Here is a 17,485-nt window from a genome sequence, read left to right on the forward strand (position 1 = left end):
GAGCCCCCAAGTGCCATCCGGCCGGGGGCTCCCTTGCGTCACCAGGCAACAATTCTATTTCGTAGGGCAGCCCCTCTCGGTCATGGCCGAAGAATACCAGGAGAAATTGTCGGCGTTGTTGGAGTAAACAACGCAGTACTGATAGCCGCTCATCCCGATATTTTCATAACAGGGCTCAAGCTCCCGCCGATTGTCCCAGATGACCTTGCCCACTATGGTGGCCACCTCGATCCCGCAGAGCACTTCCGTTACTTTGGGAAAGGAAGCAGCATTCACCCCGCCAGCCTCTCTGATCTTGTTGGCATTCGAATCGCTCGCAGGCGCATTCTTGAGATACTCCTCCACGGCACTCCTCAACTGGGCCCCGGAAGGGTCTGTATCGCCCGCCAGCGCGGAAACAGAAAAAAGCAATCCGGCCATAGCCACCGCAGCAACCAGTAACGTGATACTCTTCATAACGAACCTCCTTGGAATTAAGGCATGCACCAGGATGGTTTAGGCCTGATATGCACATCACAAGAGAGGCTGTTGCTGTCAATTCCATTCCACGTGAATCAGTGTGAAAAAAGGCTCTAACCACTCGTTTTAATGCATAACGAGACAACACGGCCCCACAATAAAAAGAACATTTTCACGGGTATTCACATGGTTTTTTTTTGACTGCCTGGCCAGGTTGCGCCACCGTTCCTCATCGTTTTGCAACCTCCGTGCGCTCGCCCGTCACCCATCGCGGGCCTGCTGCATTAAACCCCCTGGAGCTGGCGTGACATATCGAACCGGGATTCTGCTCATCATAGCCTTGGTCGGAACCCTCGTCCCCGGCAGCCTGAAAGCGGCGGAACAGCCTTTGGCCGCCGGGCATTACCAAACAGACAACGTGGCGATGCGCCTCGACGAGAAGGCGTTTCGATCCAACCTTGCCGCCCACTTTTCCCGAATCCTCGCCTCACAGGCGAGAGACGGACTCCAAGCGAAACCCATGGCGCTGGAACCGGCGGATTTCACCATTGAGGAAAAACAACCTGTCCAACTCGGACCGAACGTCTACTTTGCCGTCAAGATCGCTCTCAAACAGGAAACGGGACACGGCCTGGACCGGCATTTTCCCTTCAAAACGGTCACTGATCCGACAGGTACGCTCCTGTTCGGACCGATCCTCGACATTCGGGACGGAAGAGAGGCTATCCTGTCCAGGGCCCCGGCCGTCACCCGCATTAAATTCCCCCAGTCGGTCACACCGGCGACCTTCCTGACCGGCGCAGGCACCACGGATATCATTTTCATCTCCGATCCGTTCTGCCGATACTGCCGCAAGGGGTATACCTTCCTGAACGAAAACATGTCGAAAATCCGCAATATCAGAATCGCCCACAATCCGCTCTCGCCGCAGACAGGTTCCGCCATTGCCACCTGGGTCATGGAGTATGCGCTGGACAACAATATCCGGCCTGCGGAGATCCTGCGGTTTTCCTACACGGACCTCAAGCCGGTCAGCCCGGTTCGCGACGATGGAACCCGGCTGAAGCCTGAAGAAGTTTCGCTGGAGATTCTAGCCCAGTACAAAGAATTCACGCCGGAGTTGTTCATGGCGACCCAAGGCGAACTCATGCCGTTCTACGAAAGGCTGATCAGCGAATACGCGCCCGCCATGATAGCCGACCAGTCCGCATTGAAAAACGCCGGATTCACCTCAAGTCCTTTTTTCATCGTCAACAACACCGTCATTACCGGGTTGGATGAAAAAGCCTTGCGCGAGGCCCTGGGGAGCACGGAGACGACTGCTGCGCCTCTGCAAGGCGACATGTGCAGGGACGGAGACAACGCCAACTGCGACCAATAACAAAACCGCCCTGCCGACAACATCGGCAGGGCGGAAAGGCTCTCCATAAACACCGCTGTCAAATGGGAAAAGCCTTATTCGGCAACGATAAACCGGAGGGAACAGGAGTCTCCCATATCCGAGATATTGGCGCAACTGGACTTCCCTGTCTGCACAGGACATTGCCCATCCTTTGACGTGATCATGTATACGCATGTACCATGAAATGTTATTTCCCACGTGGGAAGCAGAGCGCCCTCCTTATGCATGGTCTCACTTTTCGCAAAATGAACTGTTTCATCCTTTGCCACAGTACGATTGATTTCCCGGGAACCGTCCCAAGAGCTGATGACCATCTTGACTGTCAGTTCTTTTCCCGTCTTGTTCACCACTTCAAGCGCAATGCCGTCGTCCGCACAGGCCACGACACCACTCATGAGGAGCAGCAACGCGACTACAATAAATTGCAACTTTTTCACAACAACCTCAGCATGTTACTCTTTACAATAATTGTCCATCAAACCCTGCTGCCAATTCCAGTGATCATGGTTCCTGGAATAGATCTCGCAATAGTACCCTGGTGTGGATATCATCTTCGAAGGGCACGAATCCGCCCTCATTCTGCTATCCCAGATGAGAAAGCCAACTCCGGTCGCAATTTCAATGGAACACAGCAACAAGTAGTCATTGGTTGCGTCCATTCCGCCCATCTCCTTGACTTTCTTTGCAGTCTCGTCAGAAGGCGACGCTGATTTCAGGTAGTTCTCAACGATGGACCTGAGTTGTCCTCCATTCGGATCAGTCTCTCCAGCCCGGGCAGGACAACTCAGCAACACGAGGATCACGATCAAAACAACCATTCTCATGAAAATCTCCTTGAAGGCCAAACACGAAGGTCAATGAAGACACTCTGGAGTCGAGGTCGCGCCAAGACAACTCAATTGGCGTTTCGAACCGGCCAGATATAGGAATATACACCGACATCAATGGGATGAGTCTCCGACTTTCCCGTCTTCATGTTGACAAGCTCTCGAAGCAGGGAACTCCAAGTGCCAACCGTGCTGGACCAATGGGGAACCCCGCCCACAAAATCCATTCTGAAAGGCCCCTTGCTCCCTCCCAGATGCGCATAGAGTTCCAGAAGTTCACTCTTGGTCGGCATCCGCCACCCGGACTTCCCACCAAAACTGCCGGAAGAGGCTATGGCCACCGCATCGGTCCACTGGACATAACCGCCGGGGCTTCCGTTCTTCGACCACATCAACCCCGAGAGCGTATCGGTAACCGTGTCATCGCCGTTATCGACGAAAGTCTCTGCATATACACTTCCTGCACAGGCAAGAAACACCACCGTGCACACACAAACAGCCTGAGCCACACGTCTTGCATTCTTCAACGAAATACCTTGCATGCCATCCTCTGCTTCTCTTAAAAATTGTACTCGCCGGTCGGGCGGCAGCGCCATCCGCCCCGAAGTACCCGGGCCGAACGGCTTCATTCCGCACATCAAGTAGATGTCTTTGCGACCCCTGCGTCAATTTGATTCCATGTGAATCCGTGTGAAAACAGGCTGCCTCAAGGCAACAAGCTGTATTTCATCGGGATAGGCGTTTCCCGACCCCCGTGAAGAGGCACGGTTTTTTCTGCGGTCTGCGGCGCAAGAAACTATTGGTTCACGGGAATTCACGTTCTTTCACGTAAACACTCTTTGACAATACGCATGACCTGAAGTCCTTTAACACCATGTACATATCGGTGGAGGCAACGGCATGACAACAAAAGGACTGAGCGTGATATTCTTCACCCTCCCCGTGCTCCTGTTGGTGGTGGGTCTTGGCAACCCGGCATGGTCTGATGAAACCGATCCGAGCGGATCGGCTCTCCGGGACTATGTGGAAAGCTATCTCGACACCGCGCCCCAAAACGATGGGCTGGCGAACAAGATTCAGGCGGCGGGAGGGATCAACGCCTGGGGTATCAACGAGTGGCTGTGCAGCCTTGAGGTCGCGACAACGCTCTCCACCGGCTACAAGATATGGGACGCACGGATGCGCTCCGATGCATACTACATGGCCCACTTCACCAAGAGCCAGTTCATCCCGCTGAATATCACGAATTATTGCATTATTTACTCCAACACCTGCGACCACTGGACCTGGGACCAGACCTGCATCCAGAAAAAATACGAAAAATAGCCCCAGAGACGCTATTCTCCGACACCATGCCTGCCTGTATGTTCACCTGTCTTGCTGCCGTCGACAGGACCAGCATCCATTCAATCCTCCTGCAATGAGCCCAAGGCCCGGCCGCGCCCCGGGCTTGATGACCAGGTCATTCACAGTCCCACGTTCTTAAGATCATCGCCCAGATATTCCCGCTCGTTTTCACCCAGAATCCCCAAAGAAAGGCATATCAATGTCCAAAGGTGCACCACAGGGAAACCTGCCCCGGAGTGTTCGCTCAGGTCATGAATCTGGGAATGGCAGTTGTGACAGGGCGCTATGCAATAGTCGGCCTTGGTCTGGAGAATCTGGTTAAGCTTGATGTCCCCGTATGCCCGACGCTCCTCGGAATAACCGGACTGCAGGAAACCTCCGCCGCCTCCACAGCAATAGTTATTGGACCTGTTGGGCCACATATCGATGAAGTTTTCCTCACCCACCACGGAACGAACCACGAAGCGCAGATCCTCTGCCACCGGGTTTCCCAGGGATTTGCGCACCAACTGGCAGGGGTCTTGAACCGTAAAGGTTACGCCCAAATCTTTGTTCCAATCGGAATTCACAGGCAATTTTCCCTCCCGAATCCAGCGGGCATACAAACTGATGATGCTTTCCATCTCAAAGTCATGCTCAATATTAAATTTTTGCAGTCCAGCCCGGACTGCGTAAAATTCGTGTCCTCACTCCGTGTTGAGCCAGACTTTGCAGCCCAGCTCCTCCACGGCCCTGGCCTTGTTGCGCACAACGTTTTCCCACGCCTCGTCGTCCGCCAGGAACATGCAATAATTCTCGGCAGCCCATCCCCTGGTGCTGTAAGTCCAATCCGCGCCGACCATGTTCAGGATCTTCCACAGGGGAACCATCTCGTCAGGTTCGGTAACGGGCTCTCGCGAATTCTGATTCAGGAAGTAGCAGGCCCCCTTCTTGTCAATGGGCGCCTCCAGGTTTTCCTGCCCGGGTTGTGACTCCCGGACCTCCTCCAGGACATCCTCCACCACGAACTTGAAGTCTTCACTGGACGCCCCCATGGCGCTGTTTCCCGGCGTATTCAAGGCCTGTTCGCAGGACCCCAGTATGCCCTTTGGGCGATCCTCACGCGGCCAGGATTGGCGGCAATAGTACACCAGTTGCGGTATATCCACCCCCATGGGACATGCGTACACGCAACGGCGGCACATGGTGCACAACCAGACCCAGGGGGTGGACCGTATGACCTCTTCCTGGCCCATGAGGGCAAGTCGAAGGAACTTGCGCGGGTCCATGCCTTCCAGACCGGTGGCCGGGCAACCGGCGGAACATGCGCCGCATGTGAGGCACATGTTCAGGTTGCCGCCTCCCGGCAACAACTCCTTGACCTTCCGCACCAATGCCGACTGCTTTGGTTCGACAACAAGTATGGCTGACTCACCCATGGCATCCTCCCGGACAACAGGTGTTACTGAACTCGGCCTTGGCCGCTAGACAACAGCCTCGGATTCCACCTCCACCACCTGACCGGTCTGGTCGTACATCAGGCCGCACCTCAGATCGAAGTACCGGTTGACACTCATGGTCGGACACAGGGAATTCAGGGCCACCTGAACCACGGTGGAACCCAAAAAGGCCTTGTCCGGATCCTTTTCCCTGGTGTGGTGGGCCATGATGATCAGGTCCGCCTTGGTCTGCTGCGCCATCCGCAGAATCTCCATGGCGGGCTTGCCCAGACTCGCCAGATAGGAAACCGAAGACACGCCCTGCAAACGCGGCGCACACTCCTTTTCAAGCCGTGCCAGGATCTCGGCCTCGGTGGCGCCGGATTCGGCAACATGGGTCACGATCAGGTTGGCCTTGTACTGACGGGCCACCTGTCCCCCATAACTCACGGCACATTCGGCCTGCTCGGAGAAATCGGTGGCCACCAGGACGTTTTCGAACAAAGGTTCCTTGTGAATCACTTCCTTGCGCACGATCATGACCGGGCAACGGGCCTTCTGGCTCACGCGCTCAAGGGTGCTGCCCGCCATACCCCACATCTTGGAACGCTTCTCCTCAAACTCCTTGGTATGCGGCCCCATGATGATCAGGTCGGTGTTCTTGTTCCGTGCCAAACGGAGGATTTCACTATGAGGAATGCCAGCAACCACCGATATCTTGGCATCCTGGACGCCGTTCAGCACCTCCCCGTACATTTCCTCGAGCTGGTTCCTGATCCGGTCTGTTTCGCCGGACGGTTCCAGGGTTTCGATCGATCCCCAACCCTGCTCCATTCCGGCCACATGGGTCAGATACAGCTTTGCCTCGAACTTCCTGGCGAATTCCGCAGCCGCATTGACCGCGTAATCGTCGATTCCGGTCGGTGTCACACCAACAATGATGTCCTTAAACATGATGTACCCCCTTGCTTGTTTCCATGGTTTCCTCACCCGCTCGGTCGCCCCCCGCACTCTGATCTTTCCACCTCCAGGCCTTGCTGCCCAACTCATCAAGCATCCTGTCCGTCAGGGTCATGTTTTTCCCCAGCTGCATGGCCTTCTCTCCCATGCCGAAAGCCACCCCCATCAGTTGCGACAGATACATGACCGGTACAAAGCGTCCCCCTGCCTTGACCGCCCGGCCCTGATAGGCCTCGAGATTCATCTGACAAAGAGGACAAACGGTAACGATGACGTCGGCACCTTCGGCCCCGTTCAGGATGTCCGCCACGGACCGGATGGCCACATCGCGGTGCCCCATCATCAGGGATGCGCCGCAGCAGCGGTTGCCGTAGTCCCACTCGTGGACGGTCGCGCCAAGGGCCTTGAGAATCGGTTCCATGGACCGAGGTTTGCCCGGATCGTCGAAAACCGGATACGGCCTGAGAATCTGGCAGCCGTAATACGGCGCGACCTTCATTCCCTGCAGGTTGTCGGTCACCTTCTGCTCCACTATCCCGGCCCCCACATCATTCAAGAGCACGTCGAGCAGATGGCGGACTTGAACCGTTCCCCCGTAGATCAGACCCGATGCCGCCAGCACTTCGTTGACCCGGCCGTGAAGGCGCCTGTTCCCGACCACCTCCTTATTCACCTTGAGCAGATTGAGGTAACAGGCGTTGCACGGTGCGAGCACGTCCACCCCGCCCATGTCCTTTTCGGCAATGGCCAGGTTGCGTGCGGGAAGCGCGTAGTTCATGAGCTTGCTGACCGGTTCGGCAGCGCTGGCTCCGCAGCAGGTCCAATCGGGAATCTCCTCCAGTTCGACCCCGAGCCTTCCCATGACCGCCCGCACGGAGACATCGAATTCCTGCGCGCTCTCCTGAAGCGAACATCCCGGATAATAGGCGTATCTCATGTCAGCCCCTCCATCTCACGAGCCTTGGCAAACATGGGCGCGAGCACCCCGCGCTGCTTTGCGCTGGGCATATGCAGCTTCCCCTTTGCCAGCATCTTCATCCCCACGGGAACAAAGCTCAGAGGCAACGTGGGGTCTTTTCGCTTGAAAAAAAACCGGTTCATCAGGCTCATTTCCTGCACCCGGCCAAGGGCCTCGACGTCCTCCATGAAAGCCGAATAGAAGGCCCCGTTCTTCCTGGCCTGACGACTCCCGTTAAGACTCGCCAACCGCTTGAGCGCACCCATGGCCGCCGTCAGCTTCAGACCGCGAGGACACCGAAGGGTGCACATGTAGCAGGAGGAGCAGAACCAGAATGTCCGGCTCTCCAGAATCTGATCCAGCATGCCGAACTGGATCATCCGCCACATGCGCCGGGGGGTCACATCCATGGCAAATCCGTTGGGGCAGGACGCCGTACAGGTTCCGCACTGCATGCACGCCCCGACCGCTTCCTTCAATTCCTTGAGCACCGACTGGAATTCATCCGTCGCCGGACTCCATGTCTGTCTGATCGCCTGGCTCATGGTTCACCATCCTTGCAATATCCAACCCCCGGCCTAGGCCGGTTCTTCCAGCACTGCGTCAATGACGGACATCATCGGCCCGTCATGGAATCCCTTGAGCACGGTGGCGCTGTTGGGACAAACCGCCGCACACGCACCGCACCCCTGACACAGGATTTCATCCACCACGATCTTTTCGGCCTCCATGTCCACGACCCGGGCACCGTAGGGACAGGCGGACACACAGGCCTGGCACAGGGAGCACAGGGAGTGCCGGACCGAAGCCACCACGGTTTCGCGGGCGATCTTCTCGGCGCTCAGGATACGCAACGCCCGCTGGGCAGCGGCCTTTGCCGAGGAGATCGTCTCATCCATTCGCCGCGGCGAGTGCGCGACCCCGCACATGTAGATGCCCTGCTTGAGGAAATCCACGGGCCGCCACTTGCAATCAGCCTCCTGGTAGAATCCGTCTTCATTGACCTCCACCCCAAAGACTTCCAGCAGGTCTTCCACATCATTGGGCTCCACGCCGCTGGACAGGGACAGGATGTCGACCTGAATCCGTATTTCGCTGCCGAGCACGGGATCAAAGGCCGTGATGACGGGCTTGCCTTCCTGGAACTCCACCTTTGGCTTGTTGTCCACATCGTACCGGATGAATGTGGCCCCGGCCTTGCGGGCCTGCGTGTAATAGGTCTCCAAAAAACCCTGGACCATGATGTCCCGATAAAAGACATAGATGGGCAGATCCGGATTACGCCCCTTGAGGGTGAGCACGTTCTTGAGCATCTCGGGACAACAGACCCGGCTGCAATACGTGCGGTCCTCATCCCGCGAACGCCAACACTGGATCATGGCAACCCCTGTCAAAGCACCTGCGTCAAGGACACCCGTGGCAAGCTGCTCCTCAAGGGCAAGATGCGTCATCACCGACTTGTGGACGCAGAGTCCGCTCTCGTAAACCTTGACCTCATGGCCGCCGGTGGCGAGGATCGAAACACCGTGTTCCAGAGGGAACACCCCGCGGGGGCTGGCGATGACGGACCGGAACATCCCGGCGCTGCCTCTGGACAGGGCCACGCGGGAATCCTTGAACACCCTGATGTTGGGATGCTTCTCCACCTGACCGACAAGCTCCTCCATGTATTTGCGCGGGTCGGAACCGTCGAGCTGCGTATGCAGCCGCATGGCCATGCCGCCGAGATCCTCCTCGGTTTCCACCAGACAGACGCCATACCCCTGGTCGGCAATGGACATGGCCGCAGTCATTCCGGCCAGCCCGCCACCAACGACCAAGGCGGACCGGGCCACCTTGACCATCACCGGGGGAGGCGTCGGATCAGCGCCCTGCAAACGGGCAACGGCCGAGGAAAGGACCGCATAAATCTCCTTTTCCACCTTGCCTTCATCTGCGGCCTCAAAGGTGGCGCTGTAGATATCCGCCACATCCATGAGCGCCGGATTCAGGCCAATGGTCCGGCCCAGATCCTTGAGCCGGGGAATGTAGGCGTAAGGCATGCACGCGCCGATCAGAATCCGGTTCGGCTTGAACTCCATGGCGGACTGTTCGATGGCCTCCCACCCTTCCCGGGTACAGGTCGAACCGACCGAGACCACCTTGCAGACGGAATGCACTCTGGACATCTTCCGGCTCAGGGCCTCCAGGTCAACGGCCTTTTCCAGGGTGGGGCAGGACGTGCACACGGCCACCATGGTCCGGGGCGACTCCCTGGACACATCGGGATATTCCGTGTCCGGATCGGCCTCGATACCGGCAAGCACATCGTAGACCTTGATGATACGTGAAGCGGCCTGGGCGGCGGCTCCCGCCTGGATCACGGATTCGGCGATGTCCTTTGGTTCGCCGAAAGCCCCGGCGGCAAAGACGCCCAAACGGCTGGTCCTCTCGCGCCTGTAGGGCTGCGTCTGGGCAAAACCCCATTGGTTGAGGTCCAGGCCGGTGGTCAGGGCGAACTTTTCCATGCCCTGCGGCGGACGCGCGCCCACGGCCAGAACCACCATGTCGAACGTCTCGAAGAAGATCTTCCCGTCCTCGCGCATGTACCCGACCTTCAGCCCCGCCCCGTCGTCCGAAGGCATGATCGTGTGGGGCCGGCTGCGCACGAAGCGAACGCCCTCCTCAAATTCCGCCCGATTGCGGTATCGCTGGTACTCCTTACCGGATGTCCGCATGTCCATGTAGAATATGGTGGCGTCGACCGCACCTCCGGTGACCTTCTTGGCAAGAACGGACTCCTTGATGGAAAACATGCAACAGATGCCGGAACAGAAATCAGCGTTCTTCTGGACATCACGGGAGCCGACACACTGTATCCAGGCGATGCTCCTGACCGGCGCGTTGTCGCCGGGACGAAGCAATCGGCCGCCCGTGGGCCCCGTGCCGCTCAGCAGACGCTCGAACTCCACTGCCGTGAGCACGCCGGGATGATTGTAATTCCAGATATCCTCGCTCCCCTCGGGGTTCATCCTGGGATTGTAGCACTCGAACCCGCCCGCCAGGACCACGGCCCCGACTTCGAGTTCCTCGGTGGTGTCGGACATGATGCGCATATACAACTTGTCCAGCCAGGCCACGAAACGCTTGGCCGCAAAGGACTTGGTCAACGATTCCCGCGCGCCCTGCATGACCAGGTCGTTGCCCTTGTCCTCCTGTCCCGCCTCAGTCATGACCACCACAGGCATCTGCGCACGCAGTTCAAGGACACGGGTCAACACACGCTCGGCATCCATGTCCTCGATATTCGTGCCCAGAAGCACCAGGCGGATTCTGTCGTTCGAGGCGACCATGTCCACGGCCTCCTGCCCGGTCACGACACAGTGGAGGGGGAAATTCTGTTCCTTCAGACTTTCCAGCATAAAACCGACCAGACCGGCATCACTGTCCACGATGAGAATATGGAAATCCTGACGCTGATCAAACTTGAAATCGATGGCCCCGGTGGGGCAGGCTTCATGGCATTTCCAACACCGCTGGCAATTGTCCAGGTCAAGGACATAATGATTCGGGATGGCATGGGGCGTGGGCAGGTACACTGCCGTGCGCTGGGTCAATCCGGCGTTGAATTCGCTGGGAACCCGCACCGGACAGACTTCGGAACACTTGCCGCAACTCACGCACCTGCTCGGATCGATCAGGGGCGACTTGCGCTTCAGGGAAACAAGGAATTTTCCGGGCTCGCCTTCCAGTGATGCCACTTCCGTGGAGAGCAGGATGTCGATATTGTCGTGGAACAGCCCCTTGCGCAGGCAGAACTGACTGGACGAATCCCGCGCCATGAGCGGCAGCATCCTGCACATGCCGCAATGGTCGGTGGGAAACTGATAGTCCAACTGACTCAAAATGCCGCCATGATTCGGCCGCCTGTCGATAAGGGCGACCTTGTGCCCGGTGACGGCCAGGTCCAGGGCGGCCCGGATGCCGCCTATTCCGGCGCCGACCACCAATGCCCCATACTGCTTTCTCATAGCGCCCTCCCGGAGATCAGATCATGTGCGACACCGTGTCCTGGAACTCGTCTTCCTTGAACACGGACAGCGGCGGCGGTTCGTCGAGGCTTCTGCCTGCTTCGTACTCGAAGCTTTCCTGCGTCCGGGCCGCCACGGACCGGAACAGCTCCATCACGGGGATATCGTTGGGACAGGCGTTGGAACACTGCCCGCACCCGACACAGGCCGTACTCATGTGCGCCATGCGGGTCAGATGATAGAAGATGGTGTCCGTGGGCATCTTCAGACTGCCCTTGCGCTTGGCCCACTCCATGTACTGCCACGGCTTGTGCTCGAAGACGTCGGTGTTGAACACGCACTCCTTGCAGTAGCAGACAGGGCAGGCCACCCGGCAGTTGTAGCAATTGACGCAGGCAGAGAGATATTCGGAGAGATCGGTCAGCGTGCCGGTGGCCGCCCTGGTCTTCTCCAGCATGGCGTCCCGGTAGGCCACCCGGTTCGCAATCAGGGATTCAAGGGCCTTGTCCCGGCCATTGGCCGAATCCACGGCGGGCAGGCCCATCCCGCTGAGCAGGGCTTCCCCCCTGGCGCTGGTGGCCAGGACAGGAATCGCCATGTGCAGATTGGCCCCGGCTATGCCGATGACGATGTCCGCATTCTGGGGATCGGGATGCTCGCAGGCCCGGCAGGCCGGTGTAATGTCGACACCGTTTCGCGAAGTGTCCGGGCCGCTTCCCGTCGGACCATGGAATTCAAGCGTGGCCTCGACCGCATCCCCGTCGCCTCGAAACGTCTTGTAGCTGACGTTGTCATAGGCCCCCATGCAATCCATGCCCACGATGACGACATCGTCGAGACTGCCCTGGTTGAGCTTGACCAGTTCGACAAAGGCCCTGATTTCGCACGGCCGCATGACCGCGGCGATCCGCTCGCCCGACTGACCGCGGGTCAGGCGGGCCAGGAGCTTGGCGCTGTTCATGGGGTAGGCCGGGGCCAGGGGGTCCGCTCCGGTCAACTGGACCGGATTCGTCACCAGCGTCGGCATCGGCATTCCCTTGCCGAAAAGATGCACCGGCACCAGAATGCCGCCCAGGGATTCGTCATCCAGAAGCCCCTTCAGGAAGCCCTGGAGAGCCAGCACCGGATTATCCCCTTCAACCTGTATTTTCGCTGTGGTCGCCATGTCGCACCCTCCCTGTGAATCAAATCAGACCACGGCCATGGAACGGACTTCCATGGGGCCGAGTTCCCTGATCTCGTTGATGAAATTGTTCACGGTCGCCGCGAATTCATTGCCTTCGCTGGCCCCGACCCAGGTCAATTTCACCCGCTCCTTCTCGATGCCGAACTGCGGCAGGATCTCGTTGAGGAGCTTCACCCGCCTGCGCGCCTTGTAATTCCCGTTGATGTAGTGACAGTCGCCGGGATGGCAGCCGCTGACCAGCACACCGTCCGCCCCGGACAGGAGCGACTTGACGATATACTTCGGGTCCACCATGCCGGTGCACATCATCCGCACCATCCGCAGGTTGGGCTGTTGCACCATCCGTGACGTCCCGGCCAGATCCGCTGCGGTGTACGTGCACCAGTTGCAGACAAAGGCCAGTATGGTCGGCTCGAATTCAGTATGCATATCCGCCTCCTCAGGCCGATGGATTGGGCCGGGTTGCTGCGGAAGAGTCATCCGGCATTGTGCCTGGCCTGCCGATGTCCGGCGGGATGTCTTCCATCATGCCCAACAGTCCATCTATCTCGTTGAATATCTGGTTCTCGTTGAAATGCTTGATCTGGGCCGCTCCGCTGGGACAATACCCGGCGCAACTGCCGCACCCCTTGCACATGGCCTCGTTGATCACGGCCACCTGCCTGCGCTCGTCGAACTCGATGGCGGAATAGGGGCACAGCCCCACGCACACCTTGCAGCCGACGCAGACATCCGGATTGATCCATGACGTGGTCGGCGAAATGGACACCTTGCCACGGGCCGCCAGGGCCAAGGCCTGTGCCGCACCGCCCGATGCGTGGGCCACGGCGTCCGGGATATCCTTGGGTCCCTGGCAGGCTCCGGCCAGGAACACGCCGTCCGTGGCCGTGGAGACCGGCCCGAGCTTGGGGTGCTCTTCCAGAAAGAAGCCGTCCTGGCCCTGGGCGACGCCGAAGACACGGGCCACCTCGGTCATGTCGGGCTGCGCCTCCATGGCGGTACAGAGCACGACCATGTCCACCGGCACCCGCACGTTCATGTCGAGGAGCGTATCCTCGCCGATGACCACCAGCTTGCCGTTCTCCTGGACGATCTCTGCGGGACGGCCACGGATGAAGGTCACGCCCTCTTCCTGCACCCGCTTGTAGAATTCCTCGTACCCCTTGCCGAAGCACCGCATATCTATGTAGAAATTATATACCTTGGTGTTGTGCCCCACCTTGTCCTTGATCAGGTGATCGTACTTGAGGGCGTACATGCAGCAGGTTCGCGAGCAGTATTCGTGGTAATTCTTGTCACGGCTGCCCACGCAATGGATGATGGCCACGCTCTCGGGCAACTTGCCGTTCTTCATGAGAATCTTGCCGCCGGTCGGACCCACAGCGTTGTTCAGCCGCTCGAACTGGAGGGCCGTATAGACCTCGTCGAACCTGCCGAACCCGTATTCGGCCATGGGCGTCGGGTCCATGGCCGCGTACCCGGTGGCCAGCACGATGCTGCCCACATGAAAGACCTCAAGGCTCTCCTTCATCTCGTAATCGATGGCCCCGGTGGGACAGATCGTCTGGCAGACGCCGCACTTGCCCTTGGTGATCATCTTGCAGATGGTCCCGTCAATGACCGGCGTGTTCGGCACGGCCTGCGGTGAATTCCTGAAAATGGCCTTGCGCCTGGTCAGCCCTTCATCGAACTCGCTGGGTGCCTTGGTCGGACACTTTTCCAGGCAGGCACCGCACCCAGTGCAGATATCCGCATTGATGTAGCGGGGCTTGTGCCGGACCGTAACCGTGTAGTTGCCCACGAAGCCGGAAACCTCATCGACCTCGCTCCAGGTCATGAGGTTGATGTTCGGTTCCTGGGAAACCGCCACCATCTTGGGGGTGGAGATGCAGGCCGCGCAATCCAGGGTCGGAAACGTCTTGTCGAACTGGGCCATATGCCCGCCGATGGACGGTCCCTTTTCCACGAGATGCACCCGGTGCCCTGATTTGGCTATGTCCAGCGAAGCCTGGATACCGGCAATTCCGGCACCCACCACCATGACATCCGGCAGGACGTCGACTTCACGGGAAAAGAGTTCCTGATGCTGCCCCACCCTCTCCACGGCGGCCTCCACGATGTGCATGGCCTTGGCCGTGGCCTCGACCGGATCCGCAGTGATCCACGAACAATGCTCCCGGATGCAGGAATGCTGCAACAGATACGGATTAAGACCAGCCCGGGCGCATGCCCCCTGGAACGTCTTTTCGTGGAGCCTGGGGGAACAGGAGGCGACCACCACGCGACTCAGGCCATATTCCCTGATATCCTTGATGATCATCTCCTGACCGGGGTCCGAACACATGAACTGGTAGTCGCGCGAAACCGCAACGTCCTTGAGCCCCCTTGCGTAGGCAGCGACACCTTCACAGTCGACCTTGCCCGCGATGTTGGACCCGCAATGACATACATAGACGCCTATCTTCTTGGCCATGGCTCGCCCCTCCCGCAGGTGGTCAACGAATGCTCTTGCCGCTGTTCAATTCCAGGGTCAACTCACCGACAAGTCGCTTGAGCTTCTCGTTCTCCACTGCCAACTCCGACTCGTCCTGGGCGTTCGGGGGTCTCTCGAAAACCTGATGGCAGTGCTCCAGAAAATACCCCCGCCACTTGTAATATTGACCGGGCCGAAGATCGTGGGACCGGCACAGCTCGTTGACGCACCCCCCCATGAGCCCTTCCAGCACCAGCCTCGCCTTTGTCCTTGCATCCCATTTCCTTCGCATCCGCCCACCTCCTGCCGACCGTCCCCTCGTCTTCTCATTTCAGGGCCTTTTCATGGTGACCTTGAGAAGGCCTGCATCGGCCTGCGCTCTTGTTCCTCAAGGCTTTCCGCGGCAACCTGTTGTCATTCAGGAGAAAAAAACACACACCTGTTTTCAAACCACGCAACCAAGGGTGTCTCTTCTTCTCAAGATCAATATCCGTACCGTTATGAATATGCGCAGTAATCTTCTGCGATTGCTCATGGAGAACCACTGTGAAACGGCTGAAATGCAATCGGAAACAAGGGATTTTCGTCTTGTGCTGCTGGATTTGTCTTGTCTGACAAGACCGGGCGCAGAATGAGGTGACACCCAGCGCCGATAAAGGAAACGATTGTGCTCCCATAGGTCCACCGGCACTCTCTTGGATACCGGCCATGCAGGGTCTGCAGACCATCTTGTCCGGCGATATTCATGGGAGCACTGCTGTTATTAAATACTTTTTGCCAATGAATTCATAAGCAACGGTTTATTGACACATCCGTACAATAACGTGATATGATATGACGGATTAATTATCGTGGGGCGAACGCCATGGCTGACATCCTCATCATAGACGGCGACATTTCCTTTGCCACGCAATTGGAAGCGGACCTCCTGCGCCATGGGCTGCCTGCGGCATCCTGCAATTGCCTTGCCCGGGCCATGGGCATGCTCCACATGGGCAATTATAAGATCGTGCTGATCGGCGACGGCCTCCCGGACGGCGATTGCCTGGATTTTCTTGCCACCATAAGAGAAATCCCCTCCTTTCCCGAAGTCATCATCATCTCCCGAAACAGAGACCCGGACGTGGTGGAAAAGGCCATAGAGAACGGGGCGTGGAACTACATGATCAAGCCGCCGAACATGCAGCGGCTGCTCGTGCACATACACAGGATCATTGAGTACCAGACCGAAAAAAGCACAACGGGTGTTCCGATTTCCCTGCGCAGGGAAGGGATCATAGGGAACAGCCGCCTGCTCCTGGCCTGCCTGGATACCGTGGCCCAGGCGGCGGCCACCGACAGCAACGTGCTCCTCTTCGGGGAGACCGGAACCGGCAAGGAGCTCTTCGCCAGGGCCATCCACAAAAACAGCGCTCGGGAGAAAAAGCCGTTCGTGGTCGTGGACTGCGCGGCACTGCCAGACACCCTGGCAGAGAACCTGCTGTTCGGCCATGAACGGGGCGCATACACCAGCGCCGACCATCACTCCATTGGCCTCATCAAGCAGGCGGACGGAGGAACGCTCTTTCTCGACGAAATCGGCGAACTGCCGATCTCCATGCAAAAGGTCTTCTTGAGGGTCCTGGAGGGACGAAGCTTCAGACCGGTCGGCGGCGTCAAGGAGGTCACCAGCAATTTCCGACTGCTCGCGGCAACCAACCGCAACCTGGAGGAAATGGTCCAGAGAGAGGAATTCAGGCGGGATCTCTTCTACCGGCTCCTCGGAATCCAGATCCAACTCCCGCCGCTCAGGGCCATCGCCGAAGACATCAACGAACTGGCCTGCAATTTCATCCGCCGCCATTGCCAGCGGATGAAAATAGAAGGCAAGGGGTTTTCATCGGATTTCCTGGACGCGCTCATGCAATATGATTGGCCCGGCAACATCAGGGAACTCATGAACACCATAGAACAAGCCATTGCCCAGGCCGGAAAGGAAGCCATCCTCTACCCGCGACATCTTCCCAAGACCATCCGGGCACAGCTCGCCCGCCGGGCACTGGGAAATGCAACAGACACACAGTCCGAACAGGAAACGGAAATACTCGATGCAGACACTTTTCCCGATCTGAAATCCCATCGCAAACAGCAGATACTGGAACTTGAAACGCAGTATCTCAAGAACCTGATGCGGATCACTCTCGGCGACATGGAACAGTCCTGCCGGATAGCGGGACTCTCACGTGCCCGGCTCTATGCCCTGCTCAAACGGTATGCCATCACCAAACCATAAAGCGCCCGGGACCGACGGCCTCGACAGAGGTTGGCGCATGCCGTATACGCCCGGCATCGGCAAAGTGGAGGGCAACCTGGAACTCGAAATCCGCCCACTGCCGTCCCCACTGCGGAGAGTTTCCCGATTCCCAGCGTTGACCGTCCCTACCAGTTGCAGTACTTAGCCAAGGG

The 17,485-nt window shown here is 58.2% G+C and carries 16 protein-coding genes; 3 read left to right on the forward strand and 13 right to left on the reverse strand.

All coding sequences use genetic code 11. The annotated features are described in order from the left end of the window. Window positions 1–54 precede the first annotated feature (54 nt). On the reverse strand, window positions 55–456 hold the full coding sequence (locus DWB63_RS11850; RefSeq protein WP_128329045.1) for a hypothetical protein: 402 nt from the start codon (window positions 454–456) through the stop codon (window positions 55–57). A 307-nt stretch (window positions 457–763) separates the two neighbouring features. Between DWB63_RS11850 and DWB63_RS11855 the strand changes: the two genes are divergently transcribed. Continuing rightward, window positions 764–1,840, forward strand: coding sequence for a hypothetical protein (locus DWB63_RS11855; protein WP_128329046.1), 1,077 nt, complete (start codon window positions 764–766; stop codon window positions 1,838–1,840). A gap of 74 nt (window positions 1,841–1,914) precedes the next feature. Here the strand turns inward: DWB63_RS11855 and DWB63_RS11860 are convergent, their stop codons facing one another. From DWB63_RS11860 to DWB63_RS11870, 3 genes are all read right to left on the reverse strand, one after another. Beyond that, on the reverse strand, window positions 1,915–2,298 hold the full coding sequence (locus tag DWB63_RS11860) for a hypothetical protein (protein WP_128329047.1): 384 nt from the start codon (window positions 2,296–2,298) through the stop codon (window positions 1,915–1,917). A gap of 15 nt (window positions 2,299–2,313) precedes the next feature. Beyond that, a complete protein-coding gene (locus tag DWB63_RS11865) occupies window positions 2,314–2,685 on the reverse strand; it encodes a hypothetical protein (RefSeq protein WP_128329048.1) in 372 nt (123 codons plus the stop codon). Between the two features lie 71 nt (window positions 2,686–2,756). Then, window positions 2,757–3,317, reverse strand: coding sequence for a DUF1566 domain-containing protein (locus DWB63_RS11870; RefSeq protein ID WP_164879874.1), 561 nt, complete (start codon window positions 3,315–3,317; stop codon window positions 2,757–2,759). 271 nt (window positions 3,318–3,588) lie between these two features. Here DWB63_RS11870 and DWB63_RS11875 point away from each other — a divergent pair, with 271 nt between their 5' ends. Beyond that, the gene (locus DWB63_RS11875; protein WP_128329050.1) at window positions 3,589–4,014 is read left to right on the forward strand and encodes a hypothetical protein; all 426 of its coding nucleotides are present in this window, start codon (window positions 3,589–3,591) and stop codon (window positions 4,012–4,014) included. Window positions 4,015–4,154: 140 nt separating this feature from the next. On the opposite strand, the gene DWB63_RS11880 is transcribed toward DWB63_RS11875, so the two are convergent. The 9 genes from DWB63_RS11880 to DWB63_RS11920 are packed head-to-tail and all read right to left on the reverse strand — an operon-like array spanning window position 4,155 to window position 15,332. Then, the gene (locus tag DWB63_RS11880; RefSeq protein ID WP_128329051.1) at window positions 4,155–5,453 is read right to left on the reverse strand and encodes a (Fe-S)-binding protein; all 1,299 of its coding nucleotides are present in this window, start codon (window positions 5,451–5,453) and stop codon (window positions 4,155–4,157) included. 45 nt (window positions 5,454–5,498) lie between these two features. Further along, complete coding sequence (locus DWB63_RS11885; RefSeq protein ID WP_128329052.1) at window positions 5,499–6,407, reverse strand: universal stress protein; 909 nt, start codon at window positions 6,405–6,407, stop codon at window positions 5,499–5,501. Beyond that, window positions 6,400–7,350 carry a CoB--CoM heterodisulfide reductase iron-sulfur subunit B family protein gene (locus tag DWB63_RS11890; protein WP_128329053.1) on the reverse strand — a complete coding sequence of 317 codons (951 nt, stop codon included), beginning with the start codon at window positions 7,348–7,350 and terminating at the stop codon, window positions 6,400–6,402. The genes DWB63_RS11885 and DWB63_RS11890 overlap by 8 nt, the downstream gene beginning before the upstream one ends. Then, entirely contained in the window at window positions 7,347–7,916 is a 570-nt protein-coding gene (locus DWB63_RS11895) for a 4Fe-4S dicluster domain-containing protein (RefSeq protein WP_128329054.1), read from the reverse strand. Before DWB63_RS11895 ends, DWB63_RS11890 begins: the two co-directional genes overlap by 4 nt. Window positions 7,917–7,949: 33 nt before the next feature. Continuing rightward, window positions 7,950–11,381: a 4Fe-4S binding protein gene (locus tag DWB63_RS11900; protein WP_128329055.1), complete on the reverse strand. Its 3,432-nt coding sequence runs from the start codon at window positions 11,379–11,381 to the stop codon at window positions 7,950–7,952. A gap of 16 nt (window positions 11,382–11,397) precedes the next feature. After that, window positions 11,398–12,546 carry a 4Fe-4S dicluster domain-containing protein gene (locus tag DWB63_RS11905; RefSeq protein WP_128329056.1) on the reverse strand — a complete coding sequence of 383 codons (1,149 nt, stop codon included), beginning with the start codon at window positions 12,544–12,546 and terminating at the stop codon, window positions 11,398–11,400. Between the two features lie 24 nt (window positions 12,547–12,570). Next, on the reverse strand, window positions 12,571–12,996 hold the full coding sequence (locus DWB63_RS11910; protein WP_128329057.1) for a hydrogenase iron-sulfur subunit: 426 nt from the start codon (window positions 12,994–12,996) through the stop codon (window positions 12,571–12,573). A 10-nt stretch (window positions 12,997–13,006) separates the two neighbouring features. After that, complete coding sequence (locus tag DWB63_RS11915) at window positions 13,007–15,040, reverse strand: CoB--CoM heterodisulfide reductase iron-sulfur subunit A family protein (RefSeq protein ID WP_128329058.1); 2,034 nt, start codon at window positions 15,038–15,040, stop codon at window positions 13,007–13,009. A 22-nt stretch (window positions 15,041–15,062) separates the two neighbouring features. Further along, window positions 15,063–15,332 carry a transposase gene (locus DWB63_RS11920; RefSeq protein ID WP_128329059.1) on the reverse strand — a complete coding sequence of 90 codons (270 nt, stop codon included), beginning with the start codon at window positions 15,330–15,332 and terminating at the stop codon, window positions 15,063–15,065. 573 nt (window positions 15,333–15,905) lie between these two features. Between DWB63_RS11920 and DWB63_RS11925 the strand changes: the two genes are divergently transcribed. Continuing rightward, a complete protein-coding gene (locus DWB63_RS11925) occupies window positions 15,906–17,312 on the forward strand; it encodes a sigma-54 dependent transcriptional regulator (RefSeq protein ID WP_128329060.1) in 1,407 nt (468 codons plus the stop codon). Window positions 17,313–17,485 lie beyond the last annotated feature (173 nt).

Source organism: Pseudodesulfovibrio sp. S3, assembly GCF_004025585.1.
Lineage (GTDB): Bacteria > Desulfobacterota > Desulfovibrionia > Desulfovibrionales > Desulfovibrionaceae > Pseudodesulfovibrio.